Origin of the sequence: Catenuloplanes indicus, from assembly GCF_030813715.1 — a bacterium.
Classification (GTDB): domain Bacteria; phylum Actinomycetota; class Actinomycetes; order Mycobacteriales; family Micromonosporaceae; genus Catenuloplanes; species Catenuloplanes indicus.
This window is the reverse complement of sequence record NZ_JAUSUZ010000001.1, coordinates 9,130,309-9,154,357: the sequence shown is the minus strand read 5'-3', so window position 1 is coordinate 9,154,357 and position 24,049 is coordinate 9,130,309. Positions and strand designations below refer to the sequence as shown.

At 72.4% G+C, this 24,049-nt stretch carries 34 protein-coding genes; 7 read left to right on the top strand and 27 right to left on the bottom strand.

From position 1 onward, the window contains the following. Positions 1–2: 2 nt before the first annotated feature. The 21 genes from J2S42_RS41155 to J2S42_RS41055 all read right to left on the bottom strand — a co-directional run bounded on the left by J2S42_RS41155 (position 3) and on the right by J2S42_RS41055 (position 11,940). A complete protein-coding gene (locus J2S42_RS41155) occupies positions 3–425 on the bottom strand; it encodes a hypothetical protein (protein WP_307248467.1) in 423 nt (140 codons plus the stop codon). A gap of 61 nt (positions 426–486) precedes the next feature. Next, positions 487–675 carry a hypothetical protein gene (locus J2S42_RS41150; protein ID WP_307248465.1) on the bottom strand — a complete coding sequence of 63 codons (189 nt, stop codon included), beginning with the start codon at positions 673–675 and terminating at the stop codon, positions 487–489. Continuing rightward, the gene (locus tag J2S42_RS41145; RefSeq protein WP_307248463.1) at positions 672–911 is read right to left on the bottom strand and encodes a hypothetical protein; all 240 of its coding nucleotides are present in this window, start codon (positions 909–911) and stop codon (positions 672–674) included. Before J2S42_RS41145 ends, J2S42_RS41150 begins: the two co-directional genes overlap by 4 nt. After that, complete coding sequence (locus J2S42_RS41140) at positions 908–1,171, bottom strand: hypothetical protein (protein ID WP_307248461.1); 264 nt, start codon at positions 1,169–1,171, stop codon at positions 908–910. Before J2S42_RS41140 ends, J2S42_RS41145 begins: the two co-directional genes overlap by 4 nt. Next, positions 1,168–1,557, bottom strand: coding sequence for a hypothetical protein (locus tag J2S42_RS41135; RefSeq protein ID WP_307248459.1), 390 nt, complete (start codon positions 1,555–1,557; stop codon positions 1,168–1,170). The genes J2S42_RS41140 and J2S42_RS41135 overlap by 4 nt, the downstream gene beginning before the upstream one ends. Next, positions 1,554–1,835, bottom strand: a complete 282-nt coding sequence (locus J2S42_RS41130) for a hypothetical protein (protein WP_307248458.1) — start codon at positions 1,833–1,835, stop codon at positions 1,554–1,556. The genes J2S42_RS41135 and J2S42_RS41130 overlap by 4 nt, the downstream gene beginning before the upstream one ends. Continuing rightward, positions 1,832–2,527, bottom strand: coding sequence for a hypothetical protein (locus J2S42_RS41125; protein ID WP_307248457.1), 696 nt, complete (start codon positions 2,525–2,527; stop codon positions 1,832–1,834). The genes J2S42_RS41130 and J2S42_RS41125 overlap by 4 nt, the downstream gene beginning before the upstream one ends. Then, positions 2,524–3,267 (bottom strand): FAD-dependent thymidylate synthase, encoded by a 744-nt coding sequence (gene thyX / locus J2S42_RS41120; protein ID WP_307249311.1) that lies wholly within the window; start codon positions 3,265–3,267, stop codon positions 2,524–2,526. The genes J2S42_RS41125 and thyX overlap by 4 nt, the downstream gene beginning before the upstream one ends. Before the next feature lie 132 nt (positions 3,268–3,399). Continuing rightward, entirely contained in the window at positions 3,400–3,606 is a 207-nt protein-coding gene (locus tag J2S42_RS41115; protein WP_307248453.1) for a helix-turn-helix domain-containing protein, read from the bottom strand. Positions 3,607–3,623: 17 nt separating this feature from the next. Beyond that, positions 3,624–4,910: a DNA cytosine methyltransferase gene (locus tag J2S42_RS41110; protein WP_307248451.1), complete on the bottom strand. Its 1,287-nt coding sequence runs from the start codon at positions 4,908–4,910 to the stop codon at positions 3,624–3,626. Further along, positions 4,907–5,719: an adenine nucleotide alpha hydrolase family protein gene (locus J2S42_RS41105; RefSeq protein WP_307248449.1), complete on the bottom strand. Its 813-nt coding sequence runs from the start codon at positions 5,717–5,719 to the stop codon at positions 4,907–4,909. The genes J2S42_RS41110 and J2S42_RS41105 overlap by 4 nt, the downstream gene beginning before the upstream one ends. Further along, positions 5,716–6,363: a hypothetical protein gene (locus J2S42_RS41100; protein ID WP_307248447.1), complete on the bottom strand. Its 648-nt coding sequence runs from the start codon at positions 6,361–6,363 to the stop codon at positions 5,716–5,718. The genes J2S42_RS41105 and J2S42_RS41100 overlap by 4 nt, the downstream gene beginning before the upstream one ends. Then, positions 6,360–7,430 carry a recombination protein RecT gene (gene recT, locus J2S42_RS41095; protein ID WP_307248444.1) on the bottom strand — a complete coding sequence of 357 codons (1,071 nt, stop codon included), beginning with the start codon at positions 7,428–7,430 and terminating at the stop codon, positions 6,360–6,362. Before recT ends, J2S42_RS41100 begins: the two co-directional genes overlap by 4 nt. After that, positions 7,427–8,416, bottom strand: coding sequence for a YqaJ viral recombinase family protein (locus J2S42_RS41090; protein WP_307248441.1), 990 nt, complete (start codon positions 8,414–8,416; stop codon positions 7,427–7,429). The genes recT and J2S42_RS41090 overlap by 4 nt, the downstream gene beginning before the upstream one ends. After that, positions 8,413–8,952, bottom strand: coding sequence for a hypothetical protein (locus J2S42_RS41085; protein WP_307248438.1), 540 nt, complete (start codon positions 8,950–8,952; stop codon positions 8,413–8,415). Before J2S42_RS41085 ends, J2S42_RS41090 begins: the two co-directional genes overlap by 4 nt. Continuing rightward, the gene (locus J2S42_RS41080; RefSeq protein ID WP_307248435.1) at positions 8,949–9,128 is read right to left on the bottom strand and encodes a hypothetical protein; all 180 of its coding nucleotides are present in this window, start codon (positions 9,126–9,128) and stop codon (positions 8,949–8,951) included. Before J2S42_RS41080 ends, J2S42_RS41085 begins: the two co-directional genes overlap by 4 nt. After that, positions 9,125–10,015, bottom strand: a complete 891-nt coding sequence (locus J2S42_RS41075; protein ID WP_307248433.1) for a DNA adenine methylase — start codon at positions 10,013–10,015, stop codon at positions 9,125–9,127. Before J2S42_RS41075 ends, J2S42_RS41080 begins: the two co-directional genes overlap by 4 nt. Then, entirely contained in the window at positions 10,012–10,635 is a 624-nt protein-coding gene (locus J2S42_RS41070; RefSeq protein WP_307248431.1) for a hypothetical protein, read from the bottom strand. Before J2S42_RS41070 ends, J2S42_RS41075 begins: the two co-directional genes overlap by 4 nt. Next, complete coding sequence (locus tag J2S42_RS41065) at positions 10,632–11,147, bottom strand: hypothetical protein (RefSeq protein ID WP_307248428.1); 516 nt, start codon at positions 11,145–11,147, stop codon at positions 10,632–10,634. The genes J2S42_RS41070 and J2S42_RS41065 overlap by 4 nt, the downstream gene beginning before the upstream one ends. Continuing rightward, positions 11,144–11,587, bottom strand: coding sequence for a hypothetical protein (locus J2S42_RS41060; protein ID WP_307248425.1), 444 nt, complete (start codon positions 11,585–11,587; stop codon positions 11,144–11,146). Before J2S42_RS41060 ends, J2S42_RS41065 begins: the two co-directional genes overlap by 4 nt. Before the next feature lie 80 nt (positions 11,588–11,667). Continuing rightward, complete coding sequence (locus tag J2S42_RS41055; RefSeq protein ID WP_307248422.1) at positions 11,668–11,940, bottom strand: helix-turn-helix domain-containing protein; 273 nt, start codon at positions 11,938–11,940, stop codon at positions 11,668–11,670. A gap of 118 nt (positions 11,941–12,058) precedes the next feature. Between J2S42_RS41055 and J2S42_RS41050 the strand changes: the two genes are divergently transcribed. Next, on the top strand, positions 12,059–12,532 hold the full coding sequence (locus J2S42_RS41050; protein ID WP_307248421.1) for a hypothetical protein: 474 nt from the start codon (positions 12,059–12,061) through the stop codon (positions 12,530–12,532). Positions 12,533–12,591: 59 nt separating this feature from the next. Here J2S42_RS41050 and J2S42_RS41045 read toward each other — a convergent pair whose 3' ends face one another. From J2S42_RS41045 to murQ, 3 genes are all read right to left on the bottom strand, one after another. Next, on the bottom strand, positions 12,592–13,197 hold the full coding sequence (locus J2S42_RS41045; protein ID WP_307248419.1) for a DUF4331 domain-containing protein: 606 nt from the start codon (positions 13,195–13,197) through the stop codon (positions 12,592–12,594). 175 nt (positions 13,198–13,372) lie between these two features. Then, positions 13,373–14,311 carry a BadF/BadG/BcrA/BcrD ATPase family protein gene (locus J2S42_RS41040; protein WP_307248416.1) on the bottom strand — a complete coding sequence of 313 codons (939 nt, stop codon included), beginning with the start codon at positions 14,309–14,311 and terminating at the stop codon, positions 13,373–13,375. Positions 14,312–14,317: 6 nt separating this feature from the next. Then, positions 14,318–15,223, bottom strand: coding sequence for an N-acetylmuramic acid 6-phosphate etherase (murQ, locus tag J2S42_RS41035; protein WP_307248413.1), 906 nt, complete (start codon positions 15,221–15,223; stop codon positions 14,318–14,320). Positions 15,224–15,363: 140 nt separating this feature from the next. Between murQ and J2S42_RS41030 the strand changes: the two genes are divergently transcribed. From J2S42_RS41030 to J2S42_RS41020, 3 genes are all read left to right on the top strand, one after another. Further along, the gene (locus J2S42_RS41030; RefSeq protein WP_307248411.1) at positions 15,364–16,731 is read left to right on the top strand and encodes an L-serine ammonia-lyase; all 1,368 of its coding nucleotides are present in this window, start codon (positions 15,364–15,366) and stop codon (positions 16,729–16,731) included. Between the two features lie 12 nt (positions 16,732–16,743). After that, positions 16,744–17,718 (top strand): 2-dehydropantoate 2-reductase, encoded by a 975-nt coding sequence (locus J2S42_RS41025; protein WP_307248407.1) that lies wholly within the window; start codon positions 16,744–16,746, stop codon positions 17,716–17,718. 266 nt (positions 17,719–17,984) lie between these two features. Then, entirely contained in the window at positions 17,985–18,356 is a 372-nt protein-coding gene (locus tag J2S42_RS41020; RefSeq protein WP_307248404.1) for a hypothetical protein, read from the top strand. On the opposite strand, the gene J2S42_RS41015 is transcribed toward J2S42_RS41020, so the two are convergent. Then, positions 18,357–18,992 carry an SAM-dependent methyltransferase gene (locus tag J2S42_RS41015; RefSeq protein WP_307248401.1) on the bottom strand — a complete coding sequence of 212 codons (636 nt, stop codon included), beginning with the start codon at positions 18,990–18,992 and terminating at the stop codon, positions 18,357–18,359. It abuts the gene before it with no gap. 38 nt (positions 18,993–19,030) lie between these two features. Next, complete coding sequence (locus tag J2S42_RS41010) at positions 19,031–19,789, bottom strand: glycoside hydrolase family protein (RefSeq protein WP_307248398.1); 759 nt, start codon at positions 19,787–19,789, stop codon at positions 19,031–19,033. Between the two features lie 79 nt (positions 19,790–19,868). Here J2S42_RS41010 and J2S42_RS41005 point away from each other — a divergent pair, with 79 nt between their 5' ends. Next, positions 19,869–20,543: a GNAT family N-acetyltransferase gene (locus tag J2S42_RS41005; protein ID WP_307248395.1), complete on the top strand. Its 675-nt coding sequence runs from the start codon at positions 19,869–19,871 to the stop codon at positions 20,541–20,543. A 2-nt stretch (positions 20,544–20,545) separates the two neighbouring features. On the opposite strand, the gene J2S42_RS41000 is transcribed toward J2S42_RS41005, so the two are convergent. After that, positions 20,546–20,842 (bottom strand): metal-sensitive transcriptional regulator, encoded by a 297-nt coding sequence (locus J2S42_RS41000; protein WP_307248392.1) that lies wholly within the window; start codon positions 20,840–20,842, stop codon positions 20,546–20,548. 126 nt (positions 20,843–20,968) lie between these two features. Here J2S42_RS41000 and J2S42_RS40995 point away from each other — a divergent pair, with 126 nt between their 5' ends. Together J2S42_RS40995 and J2S42_RS40990 are read left to right on the top strand one after the other, a co-directional pair. Beyond that, complete coding sequence (locus J2S42_RS40995; RefSeq protein WP_307248390.1) at positions 20,969–21,835, top strand: DUF8832 domain-containing protein; 867 nt, start codon at positions 20,969–20,971, stop codon at positions 21,833–21,835. Then, a complete protein-coding gene (locus J2S42_RS40990; protein WP_307248387.1) occupies positions 21,828–24,014 on the top strand; it encodes a heavy metal translocating P-type ATPase in 2,187 nt (728 codons plus the stop codon). The genes J2S42_RS40995 and J2S42_RS40990 overlap by 8 nt, the downstream gene beginning before the upstream one ends. Positions 24,015–24,049 lie beyond the last annotated feature (35 nt).

Genomic DNA, 24,049 nt, shown 5'->3' with positions numbered 1-24,049 from the left:
GGTCACTCACCCCCGCCGCACGACGGGCTGGACGACGAGCCGTTGTCCGAGCTGGACGAGTAGCCGCCGCCGGACGAGCCGCCGTCGTAGCCGGCCGGCGACGAGCTGGTGCTGCTCTCGGTCGGCGGCGTGCACCGGTCAGGGGCGTCGCTGGCACCCCAGAACGCCCCGCCGTACGTGGCCTGGTGGATCGGCGAGACCGGGTCATTCAGGTCGTCGTGCGCGGCCCGGGGCGTCGAGGGGCGGATGGGCGTGGTCGTGGGCCGCTTCGGGAGCCCATCCGGCCAGGTCGCGGCCTTGGGCGCCGCCGCCAGCCGGGACTGAGACGGCGCGGTCAGCCGCGGGACCGGCCGGGCCTGCCAGCGCTTCTCGCCCCGGCACTCGGCCGAGAAGCAGATGAGCTTGCCGTGCTTGACGCAACGCATGTGGTGCTCCTTGGTGCGGGTTGGGTGCGCGCCCGCCGTGGTGACGGACGCGCCGGGTTGGTCAGGACTGGTCGACGTCGAGGTGCTGGCCGACGGCGAGGACGGCGATGTCGGCCCAGGTGTGCTCGAACCCGTCCTCGTCGATCCACATGCCGTCGGCCGCCCGGTGGAAGATGCCGGTGATGCCGGTCCGGTCGGACAGGCTGACGATCGCGCCGACCGTGTGTGGCTCGGCCACTGCGGCGCTCACCCGGTCACCGCCCGCTGGACCTCGCGGATGATGTAGCCGCCGATCCGGGCCGCGTGCTCGATCTCAGCCCACACGTGGACGTCGCCGTGGTCGTCGGTCCAGGTGCCGTCGGACAGCCGGGTGAAGATCCGGTGGCAGTCGAAACCGGCCGGGTCGAACAGGCCGACGTGGGCGCCGTCGTGCTGCGGTTCGACGGCCACCGTGGAAACCGCGGTCGGTGTGAGGAGCGCGCTCATGCCGCCTCCGGCCCGAGATCGATCGGGGTGACGCTCCCGGCCAGGTCGACGACCTTCGCCCTGTAGTAGGCGCGTTCGGCGTCGGTCAGCTCCCGGGTGGACGCCTTCGGGAAGCGGACGTTGAAGAACCCGAACCCGGCCACCCACTGGCCGATGTAGGCGTCGCCGTCCTCGCCGTCGATGCAGGCCAGGTCGGGGATGCTGCGGGACAGGTCGCCGGTGACGTGGCGGGCGGCGGTCGCCATCATGTAGCGGGTCATGCCGCCGCTCCCGTTGCCCGGCAGGCGCAGTTGCGGGTGTCGCAGCACAGCACACCGCCGGCGACCGTCCACTCGCCGGTCTCGGCCGAGTTGATCAGGTCGTGCGGGTTCGGGTTGTGCTCGATGTGCCCCTCGCCGGTCGAGTCGAATGGCATCCCGCAGACGGCGTGCGCCGTCCAGCACCGCTCATCAAGCTGGACCGGCGTGCCCGGCATCGCGTCCTCGGGCAGGTATGCGGAGGCGTACGTCAGGGCCTCAGCCTCGCTGCTGTAGTGCGGGTCAAAGTCCAGGTGCGTGGCGTCGGGCTCGTGCCCGTCTGCGTAGCGCAGCACCCAGCAGGCGGTGGTGTTCTGGCTGATCCCGGCCGGGATCGTGGTCGTCGTCATGAGCTGGTCCTTTCGGTCGGGGTGGTGAACGGATCGGTGACGGCCGGCGGGCGCTTCCGGCGCCGGGCCGCCCTGGTCGTCGTGAAGTCCCGGGCCCGGGACGTGGTCGTATGCACGGAGCCGTCCTCGCCAAGCGCGAGCAGCCCGTCGTCGACAAGCCGGTAGACGACGTCGTCCCAGACCTCGCCCAGCTCGGCGTCCTCATACGTGAAAGCGGCGGTACGGCGGATCAGCCCGGCCTCCACCAGGTCCAGGCAGCGGGCGTACGACTTCCTCACGCCGCCACCTCCGCAGCCGGCGGAGGCGTGGACGCGTAGTGCCGGGACGTCGAACCCGACAAGCCGAGCGCCCGGCCCGCCTTCGTCGCCGGCACACCGCGGGCCACAGCTACATGGATCGCGTGATGCCGCTCAGCCGGCGTGAGTCGGATCCGGTCGCCGCCGAGCGCGCGTTCGATGGCAACCTTGTCAACGAGGTCGCTGCCCTCACCACCTAGGCGCGGCTCCTCATCCGGGTCGTCGATGTTGTCCCAGGCCAGCGGGGGCAACCAGCCCCGGGCCTTCGCCCGCGCCCGGGTGATAGGCGACGACCCCTGCCGGGAGGACAGCTCCCGATAGATGACATCGATTCTGTTCGCGGTCGCAACGTGCACCCGTTTGTCGCCCTGATAGGCGAGCTTTTGAATCGCCCGTGAACTGACGGGCTTCGGAAAACGGGCTCCGATCTGCTCGAACGTCCACCCGAGCACAGCAAGCGCCTGCACGCGGCGGGCGGAGCCGAGACCGGACACGGAGGTGTGTCCGCCGTCGTAGCCGTGCCGGCGCCGCTTCTCCCGGATGCGCCGCTCCTCGCGGCCTTCCGGGCAGCGGCATCCGGCCTGCGTGTATGCGGCGGCCGTGCCGTGTCGGTCTGCGGTGCAGTTCGGGTTTGTCCGCGGCATGCGCCGGCGCACCTCGAGGAGCGTGCTCACGAGCGCTCCGCGTGCGGGCTGTGTGCGACCTCGGTGCCGTCCGGCAGCGTGCTGATCGTGAAGTCCCCGAACACGTTCGGCGCGACGCCCTGCAGCTGGCGCAGGCACTCCACGGCCAGCTCGCGGATCTCCACGTCCGCCGCCTCGGTCGCGCGCAGTGCGACGAAGTGCCTCCACGCTCTGTAATTTCCCGTGACGACGATGCGGGTCTCGACCGCGTTCGGCAGGATTGCGCGGGCCGCCTGGCGGGCCTGCTTGCGGCGCAGCGTCGGGCTCTCCACGTCGGCGAACTTGGCCTCCAGGCCCTCCAGCAGCTCGGTGTAGGCCGCGAGGCTGGCGTCGGCCGCCTTGGCGAACATGGCGTGCAGCTCCGGGTCGCCGGCGATCACGTCCGGCTCGACGAACGCGGCATCGCGCTCCGGCACGTACCGCTGGGAGAGCTGCGAGTAGGAGAAGTGCCGGTGCCGGATCAGCTCGTGGGTGAGCGACCGGGAGATGCCGGAGAAGTAGAAGCTGACCGAGCCGTGCTCCAGCACGCTGAAGTGCCCGGTCTCCAGGATGTGCTCCAGGTAGCCAGCGTTCGTGGCGGTCTTCGGGTTCGGCTTCTTCCACGACTGGTAGCAGGCGCGGCCCGCGAACTCGGCGAGCGCCTGCCCACCGTCCGCGTCGGTGGACCAGGCGACGCCGGCCGGCGGGAGGAAGCTGGTCCAGGCGATGAGCTGGACGCGCTGCGGGACGATGTTCACGGGACCCTCCGGTTGAGGACGATGAGGACGACGCCGGCAACCCCGGCAGCGGCAAGCAGCGCGGGACCCACCCAGCACGGGGCGGCGTACGCACCGAGAAGCAGATCGACAATCACGGCGTCACCCTCAGCCAGCCACGGCGGATGCAGACGCGACCGCGTGAGCACGGTTCCGGGCGCCGAGCTTCTTGCACGCGGCGCGCATGTGCGTTTTGACCGTGTCCTCGCCGATGTGCAGCAGCCGGCCGATCGTGCGGTTGTCACAGCCGTCCGCAGCGAGCGCGATAACGTCGAGTTGGCGTTCGGTGAGCGAGCCGGCCGTGGGCACGCTCACCGGCGTCGAAGTAGTCATCAGGCAGCCACCGCCTCACGGGCCGCGGTCAGCTCGCGGGCTGCGGCCTGGAACGTGCGCAGCGTCGACAGGGCGTACGCAGCCTGCTGCGGCACCACACCGTTACCGGCCCGAGCGATGGCCTGGTTGCGGCTGATGTGGTCGGTGAGCCATCCGGCCGGCAGGCCCACCATCCATTCCGTAAACGCCGGCGACAGGCGGGCCTTGCCGTCACGGCCGGGCCCGGTCGGGTCCGGCACGGGGAGACCAAACGCGCTCTCCTGCCGGGCCACCGCACTCGCGTAGCCGCCGAAACGCTCGTGCTGCGCCGTGGCCGGGAGGGACCAGTCGCCGGACGAGCCGCGCTGGTTCGGGCCTGCCTTGGTGGTGTCGGAGGCGCGCGGCGTCGGGAGCAGCACACCGACGCCGCGCGCCTCCGACGCCGCGGCGAGCAGCACCTGTGACAGCGGCGGCCGGAAGCCCTCGCTGCACCGCCGGCCAGGAGTGCCAGTGTCAGTCGCGCGGGGGGTGGGTAGCATCCGGACGACGCCGTCGAGCGACGGCCGGACGGCGGCGCCCGCGCTGGGCGACTGGTTGTTGCCGTACGGGGTTGCGGTCGGCGTGGGCAGCATGGTCCCGGCCGCACCGCACACGTCGGCGGGCAGTTCCCACGCGGCCCCGCCCGCCGTATAGCCGGCCTGCGGCCACTTCAGCGCCTCGTGATCGCCGAACAGCGGCGTTTGGGCGGGCAACCATGCGTCACCGTTGCGGTGCGCGATCGGGTCGGAGTACGGCGCGCGGACGTCAACGCGCGCGGCGGCGATAAACACCCGGTGCCGGTGGTGGCAGGCGCCGACCTTGCACGCGCCAACGGTCGTCCACGACACCCGGTAGCCGGCCACGTCGAGGTCGGCGAGCACTTTCCCGAACACCTGGCCGTGCTCGATCGTGAGCAAACCCTGCACGTTCTCGCCGATGAACAGCTGCGGCCGCAGCGTCGTCACCGCGTCCGCGACGTACGGCCACAGGTGCCGGTCGTCGGCCGTGCCGAGCTGCTTACCGGCGCCGGAGAACGGCTGACAAGGCCAGCCCGCGGTCAGGATCTCGGGCTGGGTCGTGCTGGACCAGTCGATGCGGGTGATGTCGTCGTGGTTGGGTGCGTCCGGCCAGTGCGCGGCGAGGACCGCCGAGGCCGCCGGGTCGTTCTCGGCGTACCAGGTGTGCTGGACGGGCAGCAGCCGCTGGAGGGCGAGGAAGATCCCTCCATAGCCTTCGCAGAGGCCAGCAACGGTGATCGGCGCGGTCACGCGGCCACCGCCTCGAACGAGGTCAGGCAGCCGCAGCCGCCCCAGTCCAGGTCGTCGAACAGGCTTCCCTGGGCCGCCTGTGCCGCATTCTGGATCTCGACGCGGGACCGGAATAGCCTCAGCGGGAGCGGACGGGTGGCGCCTCCCGTTCGGTCCTTGAGGATCGACACGTCGGCTCCAAGTTGGGCGCGCATCCGCTCCTCGTGGGCTTCCTTTGCTGCGAACCGATCCGGGAACGTTCGCAGCAGGTGCGCCCATTGGGCCTGGCCGCCGCGCACGCACGCACCACCGCAGTTGTTGTGCGGGAATCCGAGCCGGTTCAGCAGCGGCGGCTCGATCTCCCGCCGACGCAACTCCGCCTCGATCTGCCGCTTGTCGATGTACGGCGGCTCGCACAGCGGCATGCGCACGGTCCACGGCGCCCAGCCGCGGGTGATGCCCGGGATGCGTTCCATCTCGGTCCAGTCGATACCGACGTAGAGGATCGTGTCGGCCGGGTCGCAGTTCGCTTCGAGCCATTCCCGACACGGCTTGATCTTCAGTTCGAGGGAGCACTGCGCTACCCGCGCGTTCGACAGCCACCGGCGGTCGACGTCGACCTGCTCCGGGGTGCGTCCGTCACAAACTCGGGTAACGGGCACCCCGATGTCGGCGGCGGCCTGGTCGAGGAACCGGTGGAGGTCGGGGTCCTCGGCGAGGGTGTCGGCGAACAGCAGGGTCAGGTTGTGGGTGCCGTGCTCGTCGGCGACTCGGCGGGCGGTCGCCCAGCTGCCCATGCCGCCGGACATCTGCACCACGTGCCAGGTCACGCGGCCACCGCCAGCGGCGCCGCGGCGATCCCGGTCCCGGCGCACGTCGGGCACACGCCGTCCGCGCTGAGGTCGGTGACCGTGAACGTCAGCTCGCCCGGGATACCAGCCGGCCGGGAGGCGCACTTCGGGCCGAGGCGCAGATCCGGGCCGACAAGGTATTGGTGGGAGTCGTCGGGCAGGAGCCCGTGGTCGACAAACCCGTCGATACAGGCCTTGATCGTCGGGTAGAGGTTGTGAACGTCCCGGCGGCGCGCGTCCGGGAACCGCAGCTCGACGAGCAGGTGCGCGCGCTCCAGCCGCGGCAGCTTCACGCCTTGGGCGTAGATGCGGGCGGCCTCGCGCCAGGCGCGGATCTCCTTGTCGGGGCGCCGCTTGTACCGGTCGTTAGCGTTGAGCCACTTCGCCGGCGGCGGCATGGTGAGCGACCAGGTCCCGGCGTGCGGGGCCGCGCCGTGGTGCGCGGCCCCCGTCAGCGTCGTCTCGGTCACGCCGCACCACCCGCACGGAACCGCGCCAATCCGGGCGGCGACCCGCTCGTCCCAGGTCGGCACGACGTGCTCAGGCTTGTCGGACACGGCCGGCGTCGGCTCGTCGTCGCAGCCCGGCCGCTCGTCGGCGGCCGGAGTCGGGCGCTCGCTCACGCTGCACCGCCGGTCTGCTCGCCGCGCGCCGTCAGCGCGCGGATCAGGATGTCGGCGTCGGCCGTGGTCAGCTCGTCCGTCGACTCGACCACCAGGCCGCCGAGCTCGTGGGCGACGATCTGCATCCGGGCCCCGTGGTTGTCGTCGCCGGCGTAGCCGAGCCGGGTCCACAGCCGGGTGAGCGCGGCCTTCTGCGGCGGCTGGATCGGCCCCGGCGCGGCCGGTGGCCCGGACACGGTCCGGTCGGCGGCGGGCGGCGCCGACACCGGGTCGACGACCTCACCCTCCATGACCGGGTGATCGGTCGCCTCGGCGGCGTCGACGGTCGGGGTGATGTCGACGCGGACGCCGTCGTCGGCGGCGAGGGCGATGGCGAGCTCGGTCGACTTCGGCATGTACTTCGCGAGCTGGCGGACGCACGTCTTGTGGGCCATGCCCTCGAAGTGGTCGACCCACGGGCCGAAGACCTTGCCGTCCTTGGTCTTCGCGGTCGCGTTGAGGTCCCGGTAGCGGAGCATGTCCCGGTGCGACATGACGTAGAACGCGTGCCCGCCGCCGACGAACTTCACGACGGCGTAGTAGGCGATCGGGTCGCCGCGGTCCTCGAACAGGTTCGGCTTGTGCTTGAGGGTGTCGGCGAGCCCGTACTCGACGTCGAACTCGTCGTTGGCGTAGACGGTGCGGGCGATCAGCGACTGAATCTTTCCGGAGCGGTGGGCCAGCTCGATCAGCCCCTGGTAGCCGATGACGAGCTGGGCCTTGTAGCCGCGGTTCTTGCCGTCCCAGAACGGCAGCAGCCACGCGTGCCCGAGGACGCCTGGGCGCAGTCCGAGCTGCGCGCAGGTCATGAGCGCGCCGAGGACGGAGGTCTCCTCGGCGCGGCTGAGGTTCTTCGTCATCCGCATGGCGGTGAGCGCGTCCCGGATGAGCTGGGTGGCCTCGGCACCCTTGGGCATGGCGGCCTGGAACTGGCCCTCCATGGACCGGATCTTGTCGGCGATCGAGTTGGTGGCGACCCCGCCGTTCTCACGGCGGGTGGCGAGCGCAGCAGCGGCGTTGTTGGTCATCGGGGGAGCTCCTTCACGGAGAGGCTGCGGGTGGCGGGCTTGCGGTAGAGCTCGGGGTTTGGCATCGGCACGCCGGCGGCAGCGGCCAGCTCGGCGACGAGGCGCGGCCAGTCGACGTGGCCGGTCTTGCTGGACCAGGTGACGGCGGTACGCCCGCCGAGCTGGCCTTTCTCGTCCGGGCCGAGGATTTTCTTCAGGGCGGCGCCTGCGGCCTCCTTGGCCTGCTTCGCGGCCTTCTCGGCGTCGCGGGCTGCCAGGTAGGCGGCGTGGAGTTCCTCGGCGTCGGTGCCGTCGAGGTCGGTCTCCTTGCCGTTCGGGACCGGGTAGAGCGCGGCGAGGGCCTTGTTGTCGACGGCGCCGAGCGGCGGCTCCACACCGTCCTCGATGTGGATGGCCCGCCACGCGGCGACCTGCTCGACCATGTCGTCCTCGACGGCCAGGTCCCGCCAGATCGTCCGCCGGATCAGGCCCATGCCGGCGACGAGCGCGATCAGTTCGACGGCGGGGCGGTCCATGACGTGCATGGACCAGCGGCACTGGAACTCGTAGCCGAGCGGCACCGCACCGTCGTCCCAGCCCTTCGGCGTCCCCCACCCGGACGCGAGCCCGGCGGTTTTGGCTTCGACGAGCCGGCCGTCGGCGGTCTCGCCGTCCGGGGAGCACAGCCGCCATCCGTGGACGGGGTGCGCGTACATCCGGTACGGGGTCTGCGCGACGGTCTGGCCAACCAGGAGCGTTGCCTGGCCGATCAGCCACGGCTCCAGCGCGGTGCCGAGGTTCGACGCGGCGGTGGCGTCATCATCGGCCCAGGAGCGGGTTCCGGTCTTCTCCGCCCACACGTCCCACGGGGTGCGGTAGGCGGAGAAGCCGAGCACGGCGGAGATGTCCGAGCCGCCGAGGCCGCGGGTCCGGTCGGCACGCCACTCGTCGTCGGTGGCATCCCAGCCGGTCACCGGCACAGCGAGCGCGGGCATGGTGGCGGTCATCGCAGCGCCTCCGCCAGAGCCTCGGCGGCCGGCACCTCGCGGTACTCGCGCACGCCGTCGTTGCTGCACTCGTGGCTAGGGCTCTGATCCGGGATGGCGCAGCCCCACGGCGTCCAGCACCATTCCTGGACAACGACCGACCGCCAGGCCCGCCCATCGCGGGTTAGCGCGATCGAGCCGCGCGTCGAGGCGTGCTTGTAGAACTCGACCGGCTGGCCGTTGTGGTCGCCGCGGCCCATCCACATCCAGGCGCCGCGCTCTCCGGCCGGGACGAGCGTGCGGAGCGGTACCCAGCACGGCTCGTCGGTGTCGTAGTTGCGGTGGAGGTCGGCGTGGTCCTGGACGAACGCGAGGAACTCGCCGAGCCGGTCCATGTCGAACCAGGTCCGGCCAGGCAGCTCGGCTCCGCCGTAGCGGGCCAGTTCCCAGCCTGCGGGCTCGCCGACGTTGGTCGGTCGGCAGTCTTCGTAGTCGCAGACGATGGTCACGCTGTAGTCGGCGTTCCCGGCGAGCCACATACCGTCGGGGATCTTCACAGGTCCACCGCCCGCCGGAACGCGGCGTCGGCGGCGATCTCCCGGGACCGGCAGTCGGGCTCGGTGCACCCGGACAGCAGCCCGGCGACCGGCAGCTCGCAGTACGGGCAGGTGATCGCCTGCGACCGTGCGCGGGCGGCCCGTCGGCGGGTGCGCAGGGTGCCGAGGACGGTCACAGCGCCACCTCCGGCCCGGCCAGGTCGTCGAACAAGGACGGCTGCCGACCGATCGGCCGGTTCGACCAGATGACCTCGACCGCACCGGTGCCCGCGCGGCCGCGGCGGTTCGTCGCCGGCCGCTGGACGCTCATCTCCGCCCGGTACCAGTCGCTGTAGAGGTCGTCATAGAGCGGCGACGGATAGCCGGACAGCAGCACCGCCGCCTTGCACGCGTGCAGGGTCTCGGCGAGCGCGACGTGCTCCTCCGGGGCGGACATGTCGTGCCGGTAGTCAGCCGACCGCCGCTTGGCGTCGTCGAGGCTCGTGCGGGTCTCGCCGAGGTACGGCGGGTCGACGTACATGGCGACCGCGGGCCCGTCGAACGCCGCGATCACCTTCGCGGCGGGGCGAGCGTCGACAGAGACGGCTCGGAGCCGGTCGGCGTGCTGATGCAGCCGCTCGACGAGGTCCCGCACGGAGACGGCGTCGGGCGTCGAGCCGACCCGGACACCCGCGGACCAAGAGCCGGAGCGGCTGTCGGAGTTGCCCATGCCGTTGAACGCCTGGGTGGAACGGACGAAGAACCGGCGGGCCCGCTCCAGGTCGCTGATGTCGTCGACATCAAGCCGGTCGGCGAAGTATTCGTCACGGGCGTACGGGGTAAGCCGGAGCGCGGTAACGAGGTCGTCGCGCTGCTCGCGGAGGGTCCGGAAGAACGCGACGACGTTCCGGTCCAGGTCGTTGATGACCTCCGACCGCGCCGGCGCCTTGGCGAACAGCACCGCGGCGGAACCGCAGAACGGCTCGACGTACATCTCGTGGGCCGGCAGCAGCGACGCGATCCACGGGGCGAGCCGGGATTTAGCGCCGTAGTACGGGAACGGCGGGCGCAGGGTGTCGGTCACAGCGCCACCACCAGCGCGGCGGCGGTCTCCTCGACCAGCCCGGCCCGGTCCAGCACCTCGACGTGGGTCAAGCCGACCGCACCCGAGCAGCCCGAAATCCAGGCGACCGCGGAGTGCCCGCCGAGGACCGACGCCGGGTGGGAGATCCGGCCGACACCGGACGCCGGACCCGACCGGACGCCACGCCAGTAGCGGACCAGCGTGCCGACCGGTGCGGTCTCGTTGAACGCGTCCGCGGCAGCCTGGGCGGCAGCGCCCTCCGCGTCCAGGCGGGCGTCCGCCTCCGCGTAAGCCTGTTTGACCAGCGCGGACACGGTGGCCCGGGTGCGCTGCTGTGCGACGGTGAGCGGCTGGGCCATCTGCTCGACGGCCCGGCGCCGGGTTTCTGCCTGCTCGGCACGGACCTGGGCGACCGCGGCGATCCGCTCGTCGTACGACCAGCTCGCCACGGCGTCCTTGCGGACCTTGTGGAACGGCACGTTGTAGCCGGACTTGGACTTGCAGTACGAGCCCGGCCGAGACCCGCACTGCGGGCAGACGACCGCGATCGGCGCGAGCCGGTCGTATGTGCCCCGCTGGTACGCGGTGAGCGCGGAGATGTCGAACGCGACCGCCGTCATGCCGCGCCACCGATCGCGGCCAGGATCCGCTCCGCGTCGACCCGAATCTGCTCGGCCTCGTAGAACGACCCGGCGCCGGTGTCGAGCGCCAACAGTCGGCGGGTGACCTCGGCCAGCTGCGCGAGGTGCACGGCCGGGTCGGTGGCGTCGAACGGCACAATGACCGGCACCCGGGTCGCGTCGACCAGCCCGGCCGGCGGGACCGGCGACACACGCACGCCGGGAACCTCCCGGTCGTCCTGGCCCGCGTAGTAGTCGGCCTCGGCGCACTTCGCCGACCCGTAGATCGCGCCCCGCCAGGTGACGACCCGGCGGCCGTCGTGCCCGGACTGCGGGCTGTCCGTCGCGTCGAGCAGCTGCCGGCCGCACGCACACCGCGAGTCGGCGTAGATCAGCGCCGGCGGCAGGGGCGGCGCGGCGGACAGGACGGTCATCGTCGCCTCGTCCGGGTGCCACGCGAACGCGCGCACCTCGAGCAGCGACGACGGTCGGCGGACGATCGGGGCGCTCACTGGGCCACCACCGTGTCCACGACGTACTCGACCCGGTGCACGAGTTCCGAGCCGGGCACGACCTGGGCGAGCTGGCGGGCGTCACGCTCGGACAGGCCGGTAGCGACGCGGTCGCCGTGCCAGCGGACCAGCCACGACGCGGTGGTCGGCACGCCGGACGGGACGGCGGCGGGGGTGACGGCGTGGCCCGGCGGGACGATCGCCAGCCCGAGCCGGTAGGAGGCGTGGAGGAGGCGGCGGGTGCGGGTCAGGTTCGCCTGCCGGTCACCGCGCTCGTACGAGCCGATCACGATCGGCGGGGTGTTGGTGCGGGCGCCGAGCCGCTCGAGGGATTCGCCGGCGGCGAGGCGGTGGTCGCGGAACGCGACCCAGATCGGGTCGGGGCCGGTAACGTCGGGAGACGTATCGATGGCGCGTGTTGTAGTGTGCTCGGCAAGCATCTCTGCTGCCCCTTTCGCGAGGTGGAGTCGGTGGAGCTGTGAAGCCCTCTGTCGTGGCTGCGGCAGGGGGCTTCCTTGTGTCAGGCGGCAGCGTCGAGTGCCGGGGTGCTGGCGGCGACGAGCGCGCGCTGTTCCCGGGCCTGGCTGATGTGGTGGCGGTCGACGCCGAGTGCGCGGCAGTAGGCGAGGGCGAGCCGCGGGGATGCCTGGCGGACGCCGGCCTCGAAGTTGGAGAGACCGGACTTGGATGCCATTTCGCCTTGGTCCTTGATGCGGGCGACGACGTCGTCGAGGGTGAGGCCGAGTGCCTCGCGGAGGGCCCGTACGGGGATGACGGGCGGTAGCGCGGTCATGTCGCTAGCTTGCGCTACTTGGCGCTTGAAAACAAGCGAAAACGCTTGTTGTTCTTGGGAGTCACCCGCCGGGGGTCGGGTTCACCGCAACGGCGGACCGGCGAGGATACTCAACCTCATGGATCTACGGGATGCGCGCTCAGGTTTTCGGGAGTTTTCAGGGAAGATGGTGGGTGTGGCACACGCAGACGACTGGCGACGACTCGGCACCGCAGTCAGACGACGGCGCGAAGAAGAACTCAACCTCACCCAAGGACAAATCCAAGAACGCGGCGGCCCCTCCCCCGCGAAACTCCGCATCATCGAAAACGGAGAACCAGGCAGCATCGGCCAGCGCCGCACCATCGCCGCCCTCGAAAAGGCACTCGAATGGCCCGAGGGAGAAATTGATCGAATCCTTAACGGAAACCTCGCCGACGACATCGAAGACCCCGACCTGGCGATCGTCGCCCGGCGACTCCAGTCCATCGCCGACAACCCCCGGCGCAGTAACTCTCTGCGAACGATGGCCCGCGCCTCGCTCGACACCATCGCAGCGATTCTTTCCGCCGACATCGCCGAGGGCGAGGCCGGGCAGCGCTCAGCCGGGTAACAAAAAAGCCATCACCTGCATAAACGTGGGTGATGGCAGCGTTCAAGTGGCTGGGATGTTTACTTGACTTCGGCCTGCCCGGCGAAGATCCGCCAGCCGCCGTCGAGCGTGATCGTCGCGGCGTCGCGCAGCTTCCGGTAGTCCGGCATGGACGCGTTACCGACCCGGGACGGCGCGACCGGCGCGCTCGGCACCGCCGGCTCGAACGGGCCGCCGCCGAACGACGCCTCCAGCGTGTAGGACTGCCGGATCAGCAGGTTCTCGTCGTCGAGCGCGGTGACCGGCCCGTCGTTGTAGAGGAACGTGCGGTTGCCGCGCCGGTCGTCGGTCCGGAACGTCCACTTGAAGATCACGTCCGGCTTCGCGTCGCCGTCGTTGTCGACGTTGATCCGGTAGGTCGCGTCCGTGGCGAACGGGAAGAAGTTCGGCCCGCCGTCCGGCGCCTCGAACGGCATCACGTTCAGCACGAACGTCACGAAGCCGGGACGGTCCGGGCTGCTGAACGCGTACAGGTCGGTGTTGTCGACCGCCGGGTCCGCCGCGATCGCCGGCGCCTCCCGGTGGCTGGACGCGGTCGCGGACGGCGGTATCAGCAGATAACCGCCGGCGCCGGCGATCAGCACGGCCGCCGTGGCGGCGGCCGTTCTGCGCGCTATCGTGGTCATGGGTCTCCCCCTGCGGCATGCATGGAAATGGCTGGTTTCCACGGGCAGGTTCGATCCCCGGTTCCGCGCGGATGGCGCGGTGTGCACTTGCCGACAGACGCCCATCCGGTGCGGGTGGGCGTGTCGAATCCCCGGGTTGCGGCACGTCAGCCGGGCACGGTCCAGCCGTGCGTGGTCAGCCGTGCGTGGTCAGCGCGCCCGCGGTCGCCAGCGCCGCGGGCAGGGTGCCGCGGCGCAGCAGCGCGCCGGCCAGCGTGACCGCGCCGTCCAGTGGTGTACCGGCGGCCGGTACCGGGCGCAGGCCGCGCGTCCGCAGCGCGTGCTCCAGCAGCGCGGCCAGCGGCCCACCGGGCCGGACCAGATTCCCCACCACGGCGACGTCCGGCGAGGCCGCGACGGCGCGGGCGGTGTCGGCGAGGTGACCGGCCGCCTCCGCGAGAATCGCGGCGGCCACCGGATCGCCGGCCGCGGCCTCGATCACGGACGGCGCGAACGCGGCCAGGGCACCCGCGCGAGCCGTCCGGCCGGTCAGGCCGGCGACCACGGTGCCGGGGTCGCCGAGCCGGGACCGCATCAGGTCGCGCAGCGCCGCCGAGCCGCCCGGCCTGCCGTCGCAAGCCCGCAGCGCGGCGCGGAGACCGGCCCGGCCGATCCAGGCGCCGCCGCCGTCGTCGCCGAGCAGGTGCCCCCAGCCGTCCGCGCGCCGCCAGCCGGTGCCGGGCCCGCCGCCGAACGCGACCGCACCGGTGCCGGCCGCGAGCACCGCGCCGGAGCCGCCGCCGCCGAGCAGCGTGGCGGCCGGGATGCCGAGGCCGCCCAGATAGGCGGTCAGCAGGTCCGAACACACCGCGACGCGCGCGCCGGGCACGGCCGCGACCAGCGGGTCGCGCAGCGCGGCACCGAACGTGGCCACGCCCGCGCACCCGATCGCCACGGCGTCCGGCACGGCCGGGGACGTCAGCGACCGCACCAGCTCCGCGACCACCGGGGCCAGGCCGGGGCCGCTGATCCGTACCGGGCCGGAAATCGTTCGCTCGGACCGGACGTGGCCGTCCAGCTCCGCGCGGGCGCGCACGCCGGAACCGCCCACGTCGACGCCGACGACCAGGGTCACGCGCGTTCAGGCCCGACCGAGGTGGCGCAGCGCGGCCCGGACCACGCCGTCGCACGCGTGCAGCGCCCGCCGGGCCGCCGGTGGGTCGACGCCGGCCAGCATCGACGTGATCGCCACCTTCAGGTCGCCGTCCGCGGCGGACAGCGCGGCCCGGCACTCCGCGTCGCCCGCGCCGGTCGCCTCCGCCAGCGTGACCAGCATGCGGCCGCGCAGCTTCGCGTTCGTGGCGCGGACGTCGACCATCAGGTTCGAGAACGTCCGGCCCATCCGGATCATGACGGCGGTGGAGAACGTGTGCAGCAGCATCTTCTGCGCGGTACCGGCCTTCATCCGGGTGGAACCGGCGACCGCCTCCGGACCGGTCGCCGCGCAGACCAGCACGTCCGGGGCGAGCGTCGCGGCCGGGTTCGCGGTGATCAGCACGGTCGGCGCACCCACCGCGCGGGCCGCCTCGAACGCACCGGCCACGTACGGCGTGCGCCCGGACGCGGCCAGGCCCACGACCAGGTCCGGCTCGGTCACGCCGGCGAGATCGTCCCGGCCGGACGACGCGGAGTCCTCCACGTCCTCGACCGCCGCGGTCATCGCCACCGCGCCGCCGGCCAGATGCGCCACGAAGCGGTCCGGCGGATACCCGTACGTCGGCGGGATCTCCGCCGCGTCCATCACACCGAGCCGCCCGGACGAACCCGCGCCCGCGTAGTGCACCCGCCCGCCGCCGCGCAGTGCCGCCACGCCCAGGTCCACCGCGCGGGCCAGCGCGGGGAGGGCGGCCGCGACCGCGCCGGCGACCGTGGCATCCTGTGCGTTGATCAACCGCAGGACGCCCAGCGTGTCCGCGCGGTCGATCTCGGCGGTGGCCGGGTTCCGCTGCTCGGTGGGTGAGTGCACGCGCACGGCCGGCCGGGTCACCGCACACCTCCAGACGGGATTTCATCCGGTGACAACCGGGAAAGCCCTACGACGACATCGCATCGCCCGCGAACGTACCAACGTGACCGGGATACCGTGTGAACGGATCGCCCCGCTCAACACCCGACGGAGACAGCATCGTGGCCATCTCGGTCTTTGACCTCTTCTCGGTCGGCATCGGCCCGTCCAGCTCGCACACCGTCGGCCCGATGCGGGCCGCCCGGATGTTCGTGCACCGGCTCAAGGACGAGGGACTGCTGGCGCACACCGTGACCGTGCGGGCGGAGTTGTTCGGCTCGCTGGGCGCGACCGGGCACGGGCACGGCACGCCCAAGGCGGTGCTGCTCGGCCTGGAGGGTGACGCGCCGGACACGGTCGACATCCGCACCGCGGACGAGCGGGTGCAGCGGGTGCACGCGACCGGCACGCTGTCACTGCTCGGCGCACACGAGATCCGCTTCGACCCGGGCACCGACCTGGTGCTGCACCGGCGGCGGTCGCTGCCGTACCACGCGAACGGCATGACGCTGCACGCGGGCGACGAGACCGGCGCCACGCTGCTGGAGAAGACGTACTACTCGGTCGGCGGCGGTTTCGTCGTGGACGAGGAGGCGGCCGGCGCGGACCGGGTGAAGCTGGACGACACGGTGCTGCGGCACCCGTTCCGTACCGGCGACGAGCTCCTGCGGCTGACCCGGGAGACCGGTCTGTCGATCTCGGCGCTGATGCTGCGCAACGAGACCGCGTGGCGCACCGAGCCGGAGATCCGCGCCGGGCTGCTGGACATCTGGCACGTGATGCGCGAGTGCGTGACGAACGGCACCGCGAACGAGGGCCTGCTCCCGGGTGGGCTCAAGGTGCGCCGCCGCGCCGCCACCACCGCACGCCAGCTGCGCGCCGCCGGCAGCCCCGCCGAGCACGCGATGGAGTGGCTGACCGTCTACGCGATGGCGGTGAACGAGGAGAACGCCGCCGGCGGCCGGGTGGTCACCGCGCCGACGAACGGCGCGGCCGGGATCATCCCCGCGGTGCTGCACTACTACATGAACTTCGTGCCCGGCGCGGACGACGACGGCGTGATCCGATTCCTGCTGGCCGCGGGCGCGATCGGGCTGCTGTTCAAGGAGAACGCGTCGATCTCCGGCGCCGAGGTCGGCTGTCAGGGCGAGGTCGGCTCCGCGTGTGCGATGGCCGCCGGCGGCCTGACCGAGGTGCTCGGCGGTTCCCCGGAGCAGGTGGAGAACGCCGCCGAGATCGGCATGGAGCACAACCTGGGCCTGACCTGCGACCCGGTCGGCGGGCTGGTGCAGATCCCGTGCATCGAGCGCAACGGCATGGCCGCGGTCAAGGCGGTCACCGCCGCCAGGATGGCGATGCGCGGCGACGGCCGGCACCACGTCTCGCTCGACAAGGTGATCAAGACGATGAAGGAGACCGGCGCGGACATGAAGGTCAAGTACAAGGAGACCGCGCGCGGCGGCCTCGCCGTCAACGTCATCGAGTGCTAGCTTTCCGGTCCTATGAGGGTCTGCGTGGTCGGTGCCGGCGCGGTCGGTGGCGTGCTCGGCGGGCGGCTCGCCCGCGCCGGTGTGCCGGTCTCCGCCCTCGCCCGCGGCGCCACGCTCGACGCGCTCCGCACCCGCGGCTGGCTGGTGAACTCCGAGTCCTCCCCGGTCGCACAGACCTCCGCGGACGCGGCCGAACTCGGCCCGCACGATGTGGTGATCATCGCGGTCAAGTCACACCACCTGCCCGCGCTCGCTCCCACACTGACCTCGCTGATCGGCCCGTCGACCGTCGTGGTCCCGGCGCTCAACGGCGTACCGTGGTGGTTCTTCCACGATTTCGGCGGCGCGCTCGAGGGCACCGTCCTGGACGCCACCGACCCGGACCGCACCGTCACCGCCGCACTCCCGCCGTCCCAGGTGCTGGGCTGCGTGGTCCACCTGGCGGCACGGCAGGCAGAGCCCGGCCACGCGCTGCTCACCGCCGGCGACGAGCTGATCATCGGCGAGCCGTCCGGGGACTCCTCGGAACGCGTGGTGCGGACCGCGGAGTTGCTGCGCTCCGGCGGCTTCCGGGTCACGGTCAGCGACGCGATCCAGCGCGACGTGTGGTTCAAGCTCTGGGGCAACATGACCATGAACCCGATCTCCGTGCTGACCACCGCCACCGCCGACCTGATCCTGGACGACCCGCTGGTCAACGCGTTCATCCAGCGTGTGATGACCGAGGCCGCCGCGATCGGCGCACTGACCGGCGCCCCGATCACGCAGAGCGCCGAGGACCGCATCGCCGTCGCCCGCCGCCTCGGCGCCTTCAAGACCTCCATGCTCCAGGACGCCGAAGCCGGCCGCACAATCGAACTCGACGCCCTGGTCACCGCGGTCAGCGAGATCGGCAGCCGGCTCGCGGTCCCGACCCCGAACATCGACGCGCTGCTCGGCCTGACCCGCTTGGCGGCGCGGCAGCGGGGCCTGTACCCAACGGGATAGAAGCAGATGTTCCCGCTTCCGGCGTGGCCACGTGGCGGTGCTCCCGCGGGCTCCGGTCGGCCGCGGGCGGCCTCCCTGCACGTCCCGTCGCCGGTCACCACAGGAACCGAACCCCTCCCTCATCCGCCGCCCGAAGGTCGTGCACGGCCGGAATGCGCAAGGGCCGGATGGGGTACGGTTGCCCGCGGCGCATCCGGATCACTCGGACGGGTGACCGGCGAAGCTCAACCTTGATCTAACTCCGAGGTGACACCACGATGGTGCCCGTGCGCCCCGCCCGTTTCATGATCTTGGCTGCTGCCGTCCTGCTCACCGCCGCGTGCAGTCAGCCGGTCGCGTCCGTCGCCCCACCCGCCGACCAGCTCAGCGGCGAGGACCTGTTCATCTCGTGCGCGGAGGTCTTCGTACCCGGGAAGACGATCGACGCGAAGAAGGCCACGGTTGCCTGCCACGACATCGACGGCAAGGCGCGCACCCCGCAGTACATCCGCTGCACGGACGGCCGTCACCTGTGGCGGATCGGCCCGGACCTGAGCCCCACGCCGGGCTGGGGCTTCACCGGCCTGAAGTTCACCGCCTCCGACGACCTGGAGAACGATCCCGCGGTCGCCGAGGCGATGACGGAGTGCCGCCGCTGATCACCGGACGAACGTGAACATCCGGCCAACCGTGAGCGGCCGGGGCGGCACGGTCAGGCGGTGGACGCCGACCGAGAACGTCGCGTTCGGCGGCGCCTCGAACGTGAGCTCCTCGAAACCCTCGTCGGCCAGCCAGCCACGTACCGCCGGGGTGAGGTCAGGGGGTTGCCGGGTCCGGGTCCAGATCACGGTGCCGCGGGTGGCGCACAGCGAGCGGAACGCGGTGACGCTGGTGCGGGCGTCGGCGTCGGTGACGTTGCCGAGCACGCCGGCGAAGAGCAGCAGGTCGGCCGGGATCGCGCCGGCGTAGCTGGCCAGGTCGCCGGCGTCGGCGCGGAGTACCTCGACGCCGGTCAGCCCGGCCCGGGCTATGTGCGCCTCGGCGACCGCGACGTTGCGCGGGTCGGTCTCCAGCAGCCGGGCGCGGACCCGGCGGGCGTCGTCCCGGCGTTCCAGCACGCCGATCAGGTCGCGGCCCTGGCCGGCGCAGGCGCTCACGCAGGTGAGCAGCTCGCCGGGGCGGCTGTCCAGCCAGTCGGTGATGTGCCGCTGCACCACGGCGAGCCGGGCCGCGAGCGGCGACCCCGGCTCGTCGTACGGCCGGTGCCATTCGTACCAGTCCTCGCTCGCGCCCATTGATTCACCATGGCGAATGAAAGGCCCAAGGTCAACGGTCAGGCGTGCGCCTCCAGGCGCTTGAACTCGTCCTCTGTCACGGTTATGACACCGCCGCGGCGGGCACCGGCGGGCATGCCGTCCGGGCTGGCGGGCTGCCATGCGCCGATGCCGATGCCGCGGGTGACGTACGGGCGCAGGCCGTCGCCGGTGCCGGCCAGCAGGTACCAGGTGCGGCCGCCGAGCCCGGCGAAGACCACCGCGGCCTCGCCGTCGCCGATGCCGTGCTTGACCTCGGTGAACGAGTCGCCGTCGCGGCGACACTGGACCAGCGTCCCGCCGTCGGAGTGGAACCGGTACTCCACGCCGTTCGCGTGCAGCAGCGCCACGTCGTCGCCGGACCGGTCGAGCAGCGGCACCGGCGCGGTGGCGGTGTCCAGGCCGGCGGTGTCCAGGCCGGCGGTGTGCACGCCGTACGCGCGGCCGCCCGCCGTGAAGATCACCCGGTGCCCGGCGCCGTCCGGGTAGGCCTTCGGCGCGCGCACGCCGGTCACGCCGACCGGCAGCACCCGCGGGCCGGACCAGGTCTCCAGGTCGGCCGTGGTCCAGACCCGCACGCCGTCACCGCCCGCGGTCAGGCAGTGGATCGCGCCGCCGGTGTCGCGGACCAGGAACGGGTCGGACGCGCCGGGCAGCACCCCGGCGCTCTCCCGCAGCACACGCCAGCGCAGCGCGTCCGCGCCCTCGGAAAGGGCGAACCGGACGCCGCCGGTGCCGGCGCCACTGAAGGCGAGGAGAAGTCCGAACGGCTCGATCACCGGCAGATCATAACGACCGTACGGCAAAGTTGATCAAGGGCTGTCGGGGGTACGACGGATGATCCGGATAATGGTGGCCATGCTCGACAATCCGGTGTGGGCGTCGATCGTCCACGGCCCGCACGCACACCTCGGCCGCCGCGCCGGCGCCGCCGTCCGTTTTCTTCCCGAGGTCGGCCCGTTCCACGGTCTGGCCGAGCCGGGCGACCCGGCCGCCTGGGCCGATCTGGCCACCCTCGCCGGTGCCGGCGAGCAGCTGCTGGTCACCGGCCCGCGGATCACCCCACCGGACGGCTGGACCGTGGTGGAGATGATGGACGGCGTGCAGATGGTCGCGACCGCGCTGCGCGCCGAGCCGGACCCGGACGCGGTGCGCCTCGGCCCGGCCGACGTGCCGGAGATGCTGGACCTGACCGCGCGCACCCGCCCCGGCCCGTTCGGCCCGCGCACCGTCGAGCTGGGCAGCTACCTGGGGCTCCGGCACGACGGCCGGCTGATCGCGATGGCCGGCGAGCGCATGCGCCCACCGGGCTTCACCGAGATCAGCGCGGTCTGCACCGACCCGGACTTCCGCGGCAAGGGCCTCGCGTCTCGTCTGGTCCGCGCGGTCGCGGCCGGCATCGTGGCGCGCGGTGAGACACCGTTCCTGCATGCGGCCGCGACCAACACCGGTGCGGTGCGGCTGTACGAGGCGATGGGCTTCACCGTGCACACCCGCCCACGGTTCGCCGCGCTGCGCACGCCGGCCGGATAGCCTCAGCCGCGCTTCATCAGGCGGCCCACCGCCGCCATCATCTCGGTCGCCATCTCGTCGGCGCGGCCCTCGGCCGCGCCCTCGTGCATGCAGTGCCGCGCGTGCCCGTCCAGCAGGCCCAGCGCCACCTTGTCCAGCGCCGCCTGGATCGCCGATATCTGGGTGAGCACGTCGATGCAGTACCGGTCCTCGTCGACCATCCGCTCGATGCCGCGCACCTGCCCCTCGATCCGGCGCAGACGTGCCTGCAGATCGCCCTTGCTAGCCGTGTAGCCCCTGGTCGGCGCGGTTTTGCTCATGGCACGGATGATACAACCCCCCGGGGGTATGTGGCGCACGCTACGGGACGTACGGCCGCTCCGCCCTTGGTACCCCCCAGGGGTATGTGTATGGTCGGAGGCGAAGGACGTCGGAGGGAGACGCACGTGAACACGCCCGCACGGCTCGGCGCGTTCGGGCTGGGCCTGGTCGCGGTGTTCGGCGCGGCCCTCGGCCTCGGCCGCACCATCGGCCCGGACCCGAGCCCGCCCGCGCCGGCCACCCACACCGAGAGCCACGGCGGCGGTGACACGCACCCGGAAACGCCGGGCGGCCTGCAGATCGCCCAGGACGGCTACCGGCTGGCGCCGCTCACCGACACGCTCAGCACCACCGCGCCACAGCCGTTCCGGTTCCGGATCATCGGGCCGGACGAGGCGACGGTCACCGCGTTCACCCCCACGCACGAGCGCGACCTGCACCTGATCGTGGTCCGCCGGGACCTGACCGGCTACCGGCACCTGCATCCGGTGCGCGCGGCCGACGGCACCTGGGAGGTCACGCTGTCCGTGCCCACGCCCGGCGACTACCGAGTCTTCGCCGACTTCCACCCGGCCGGGCGCGACGAGCCGCTGACGCTCGGCGCGGACGTGCCGGCCGCCGGTGACTACCGCCCGCAGCCGCTGCCCGGCCCCGGCTTCACGGACACGGTGGACGGCTACACCGTGACCGCGGACGGCGGGATCACCGCGGGCGAGCCGTCGCGCCTCACCATGGCGATCACCCGGGACGGCACACCGGTCACCGACCTGGAGCGCTACCTCGGCGCGTACGGGCACCTGGTCGCGCTGCGCGACGGCGACCTCGCCTACCTGCACGTGCACCCGGACGCGGACGGGCTCGGCTTCACCGTCGAGGTGCCGTCGCCGGGCACGTACCGGCTGTTCCTGGATTTCCAGCATCGCGGCACGGTGCGGACCGCGGAGTTCACGATGACCACCGAGCACGGGGAGCCGGGGCACACCCATGGCTGACACGCAGCGGATCGAGCTCGCGATCGGCGGCATGACCTGCGCCGCCTGCGCGAACCGGATCGAGAAGAAGCTCAACCGGATGGACGGCGTGACCGCGACCGTCAACTACGCCACGGAGAAGGCGACCGCGACGGTGGGCCGGGGCATCACCGCGGACGACCTGATCGCGACCGTGGAGAAGACCGGCTACACCGCGACACAGCGGAAGGAGCCGGAGCAGGCCGCGCCCGCCGACCCGCTCCGGACCCGGCTGATCGTGTCCGCGGTGCTGTCCGTACCCGTGATCCTGCTGGCGATGGTTCCGGCCTGGCAGTTCACCTACTGGCAGTGGGCGTCGCTGACGCTGGCCGCGCCGGTCGTGGTCTACGGCGGTTGGCCGTTCCACCGGGCCGCCGCGATCAACCTGCGGCACGGCGCCGCCACCATGGACACGCTGGTTTCGCTGGGCACGCTCGCGGCGTTCGGCTGGTCGCTGTGGGCGCTGTTCCTCGGCACCGCGGGCGAGCCGGGCATGACGCACCCGTTCCGGCTGGACATCGGCCCGTCCGACGGCGCCGGCAACATCTACCTCGAGGCCGCCGCCGGCGTCACCACGTTCCTGCTGACCGGCCGGTACTTCGAGCACCGGTCGAAGCGGCGTGCCGGATCGGCGCTGCGCGCGCTGCTCGACATGGGCGCCAAGGACGTGGCCGTGCTCCGGGACGGCACCGAGACCCGCGTCCCGGTCGACACCCTGAAACCCCGGGACCTCTTCGTGGTACGGCCGGGCGAGAAGATCGCCACGGACGGCGTGGTCGAGGAGGGCACGTCCGCCGTGGACGCGAGCATGCTGACCGGCGAGTCCGTGCCGGTCGAGGTGCGGCCCGGCGACGCGGTGACCGGCGCGACCGTCAACGCCGGCGGCCGGCTGCTGGTGCGCGCCACCCGGGTCGGCGCGGACACCCGCCTGGCGCAGATGGCCCGCCTGGTCGAGGAGGCCCAGGCCGGCAAGGCGAACGTGCAGCGACTCGCCGACCGGATCTCCGGCGTGTTCGTCCCGCTCGTCATCGCACTCGCGGCCGGCACGCTGGGCTGGTGGGTCGGCACCGGCGCCGGCTGGAACGCCGCGTTCACCGCCGCGGTCGCCGTGCTCATCATCGCGTGCCCGTGCGCGCTCGGGCTGGCCACGCCGACCGCGCTGCTGGTCGGCACCGGCCGCGGCGCGCAGCTCGGCATCCTGATCAAGGGCGCGGAGGTGCTGGAACAGACCCGCCGGGTGGACACGATCGTGCTGGACAAGACCGGCACGGTCACCGAGGGACGGATGACGCTGACGGCGACCGTACCCGCGCGGGGTCAGGATCCGGACGAGCTGCGGCGGCTCGCGGCCGCGGTCGAGTCCGCCTCCGAGCACCCGATCGCGGCCGCCGTCGCGGCCGGCCACACCGATCTGCCCCCGGTGGCCAACTTCAAGAACCTCGAGGGACTGGGGGTACGGGGAGAGGTCGACGGCCGGGAGATCGTCGTCGGCCGGCCCGCCCTGCTCCGCGAGCGCGGCTACGACGTACCCCCGGACGTGGTGGAAGCCTGTGCGGCCGCGGAATCGCAGGGCCGCACCGCGGTCGTGGCCGGCTGGGACGGCGCGGCCCGCGGCGTGCTCGCGGTCGCCGACCGGGTCCGCCCGGCCAGCGCGGACGCGATCGCCCGGCTGAAGCGGCTCGGCCTGCACCCGGTGCTGCTGACCGGCGACAACGAGACGGTCGCACGCGCGGTCGCGGCCGAGGTCGGCATCGACGACGTGCTCGCGGGCGTGCTCCCGGCCGGCAAGGTCGACGCGGTCAAGGAGCTGCAGGCGCGCGGCAGGGTGGTGGCGATGGCCGGTGACGGCGTCAACGACGCGGCCGCGCTCGCCCAGGCCGACCTCGGGCTCGCCATGGGCACCGGCACCGACGTGGCGATCGAGGCCGCCGACCTGACGCTGGTCCGCGGCGACCTGACCGCGGCCGCGGACGCGATCCGGCTGTCCCGGCGCACCTTGGCGATCATCAAGGGCAACCTGTTCTGGGCGTTCGCCTACAACCTGGCCGGCCTGCCGCTGGCCGCCGCCGGCATGCTCAACCCGATGATCGCGGGCGGCGCGATGGCGTTCTCGTCCGTCTTCGTGGTCGCCAACAGCCTCCGTCTCCGGCGATTCTCCTGAGTCCTTTCAGCAGCTCAGGACGCTTATGCGAACGG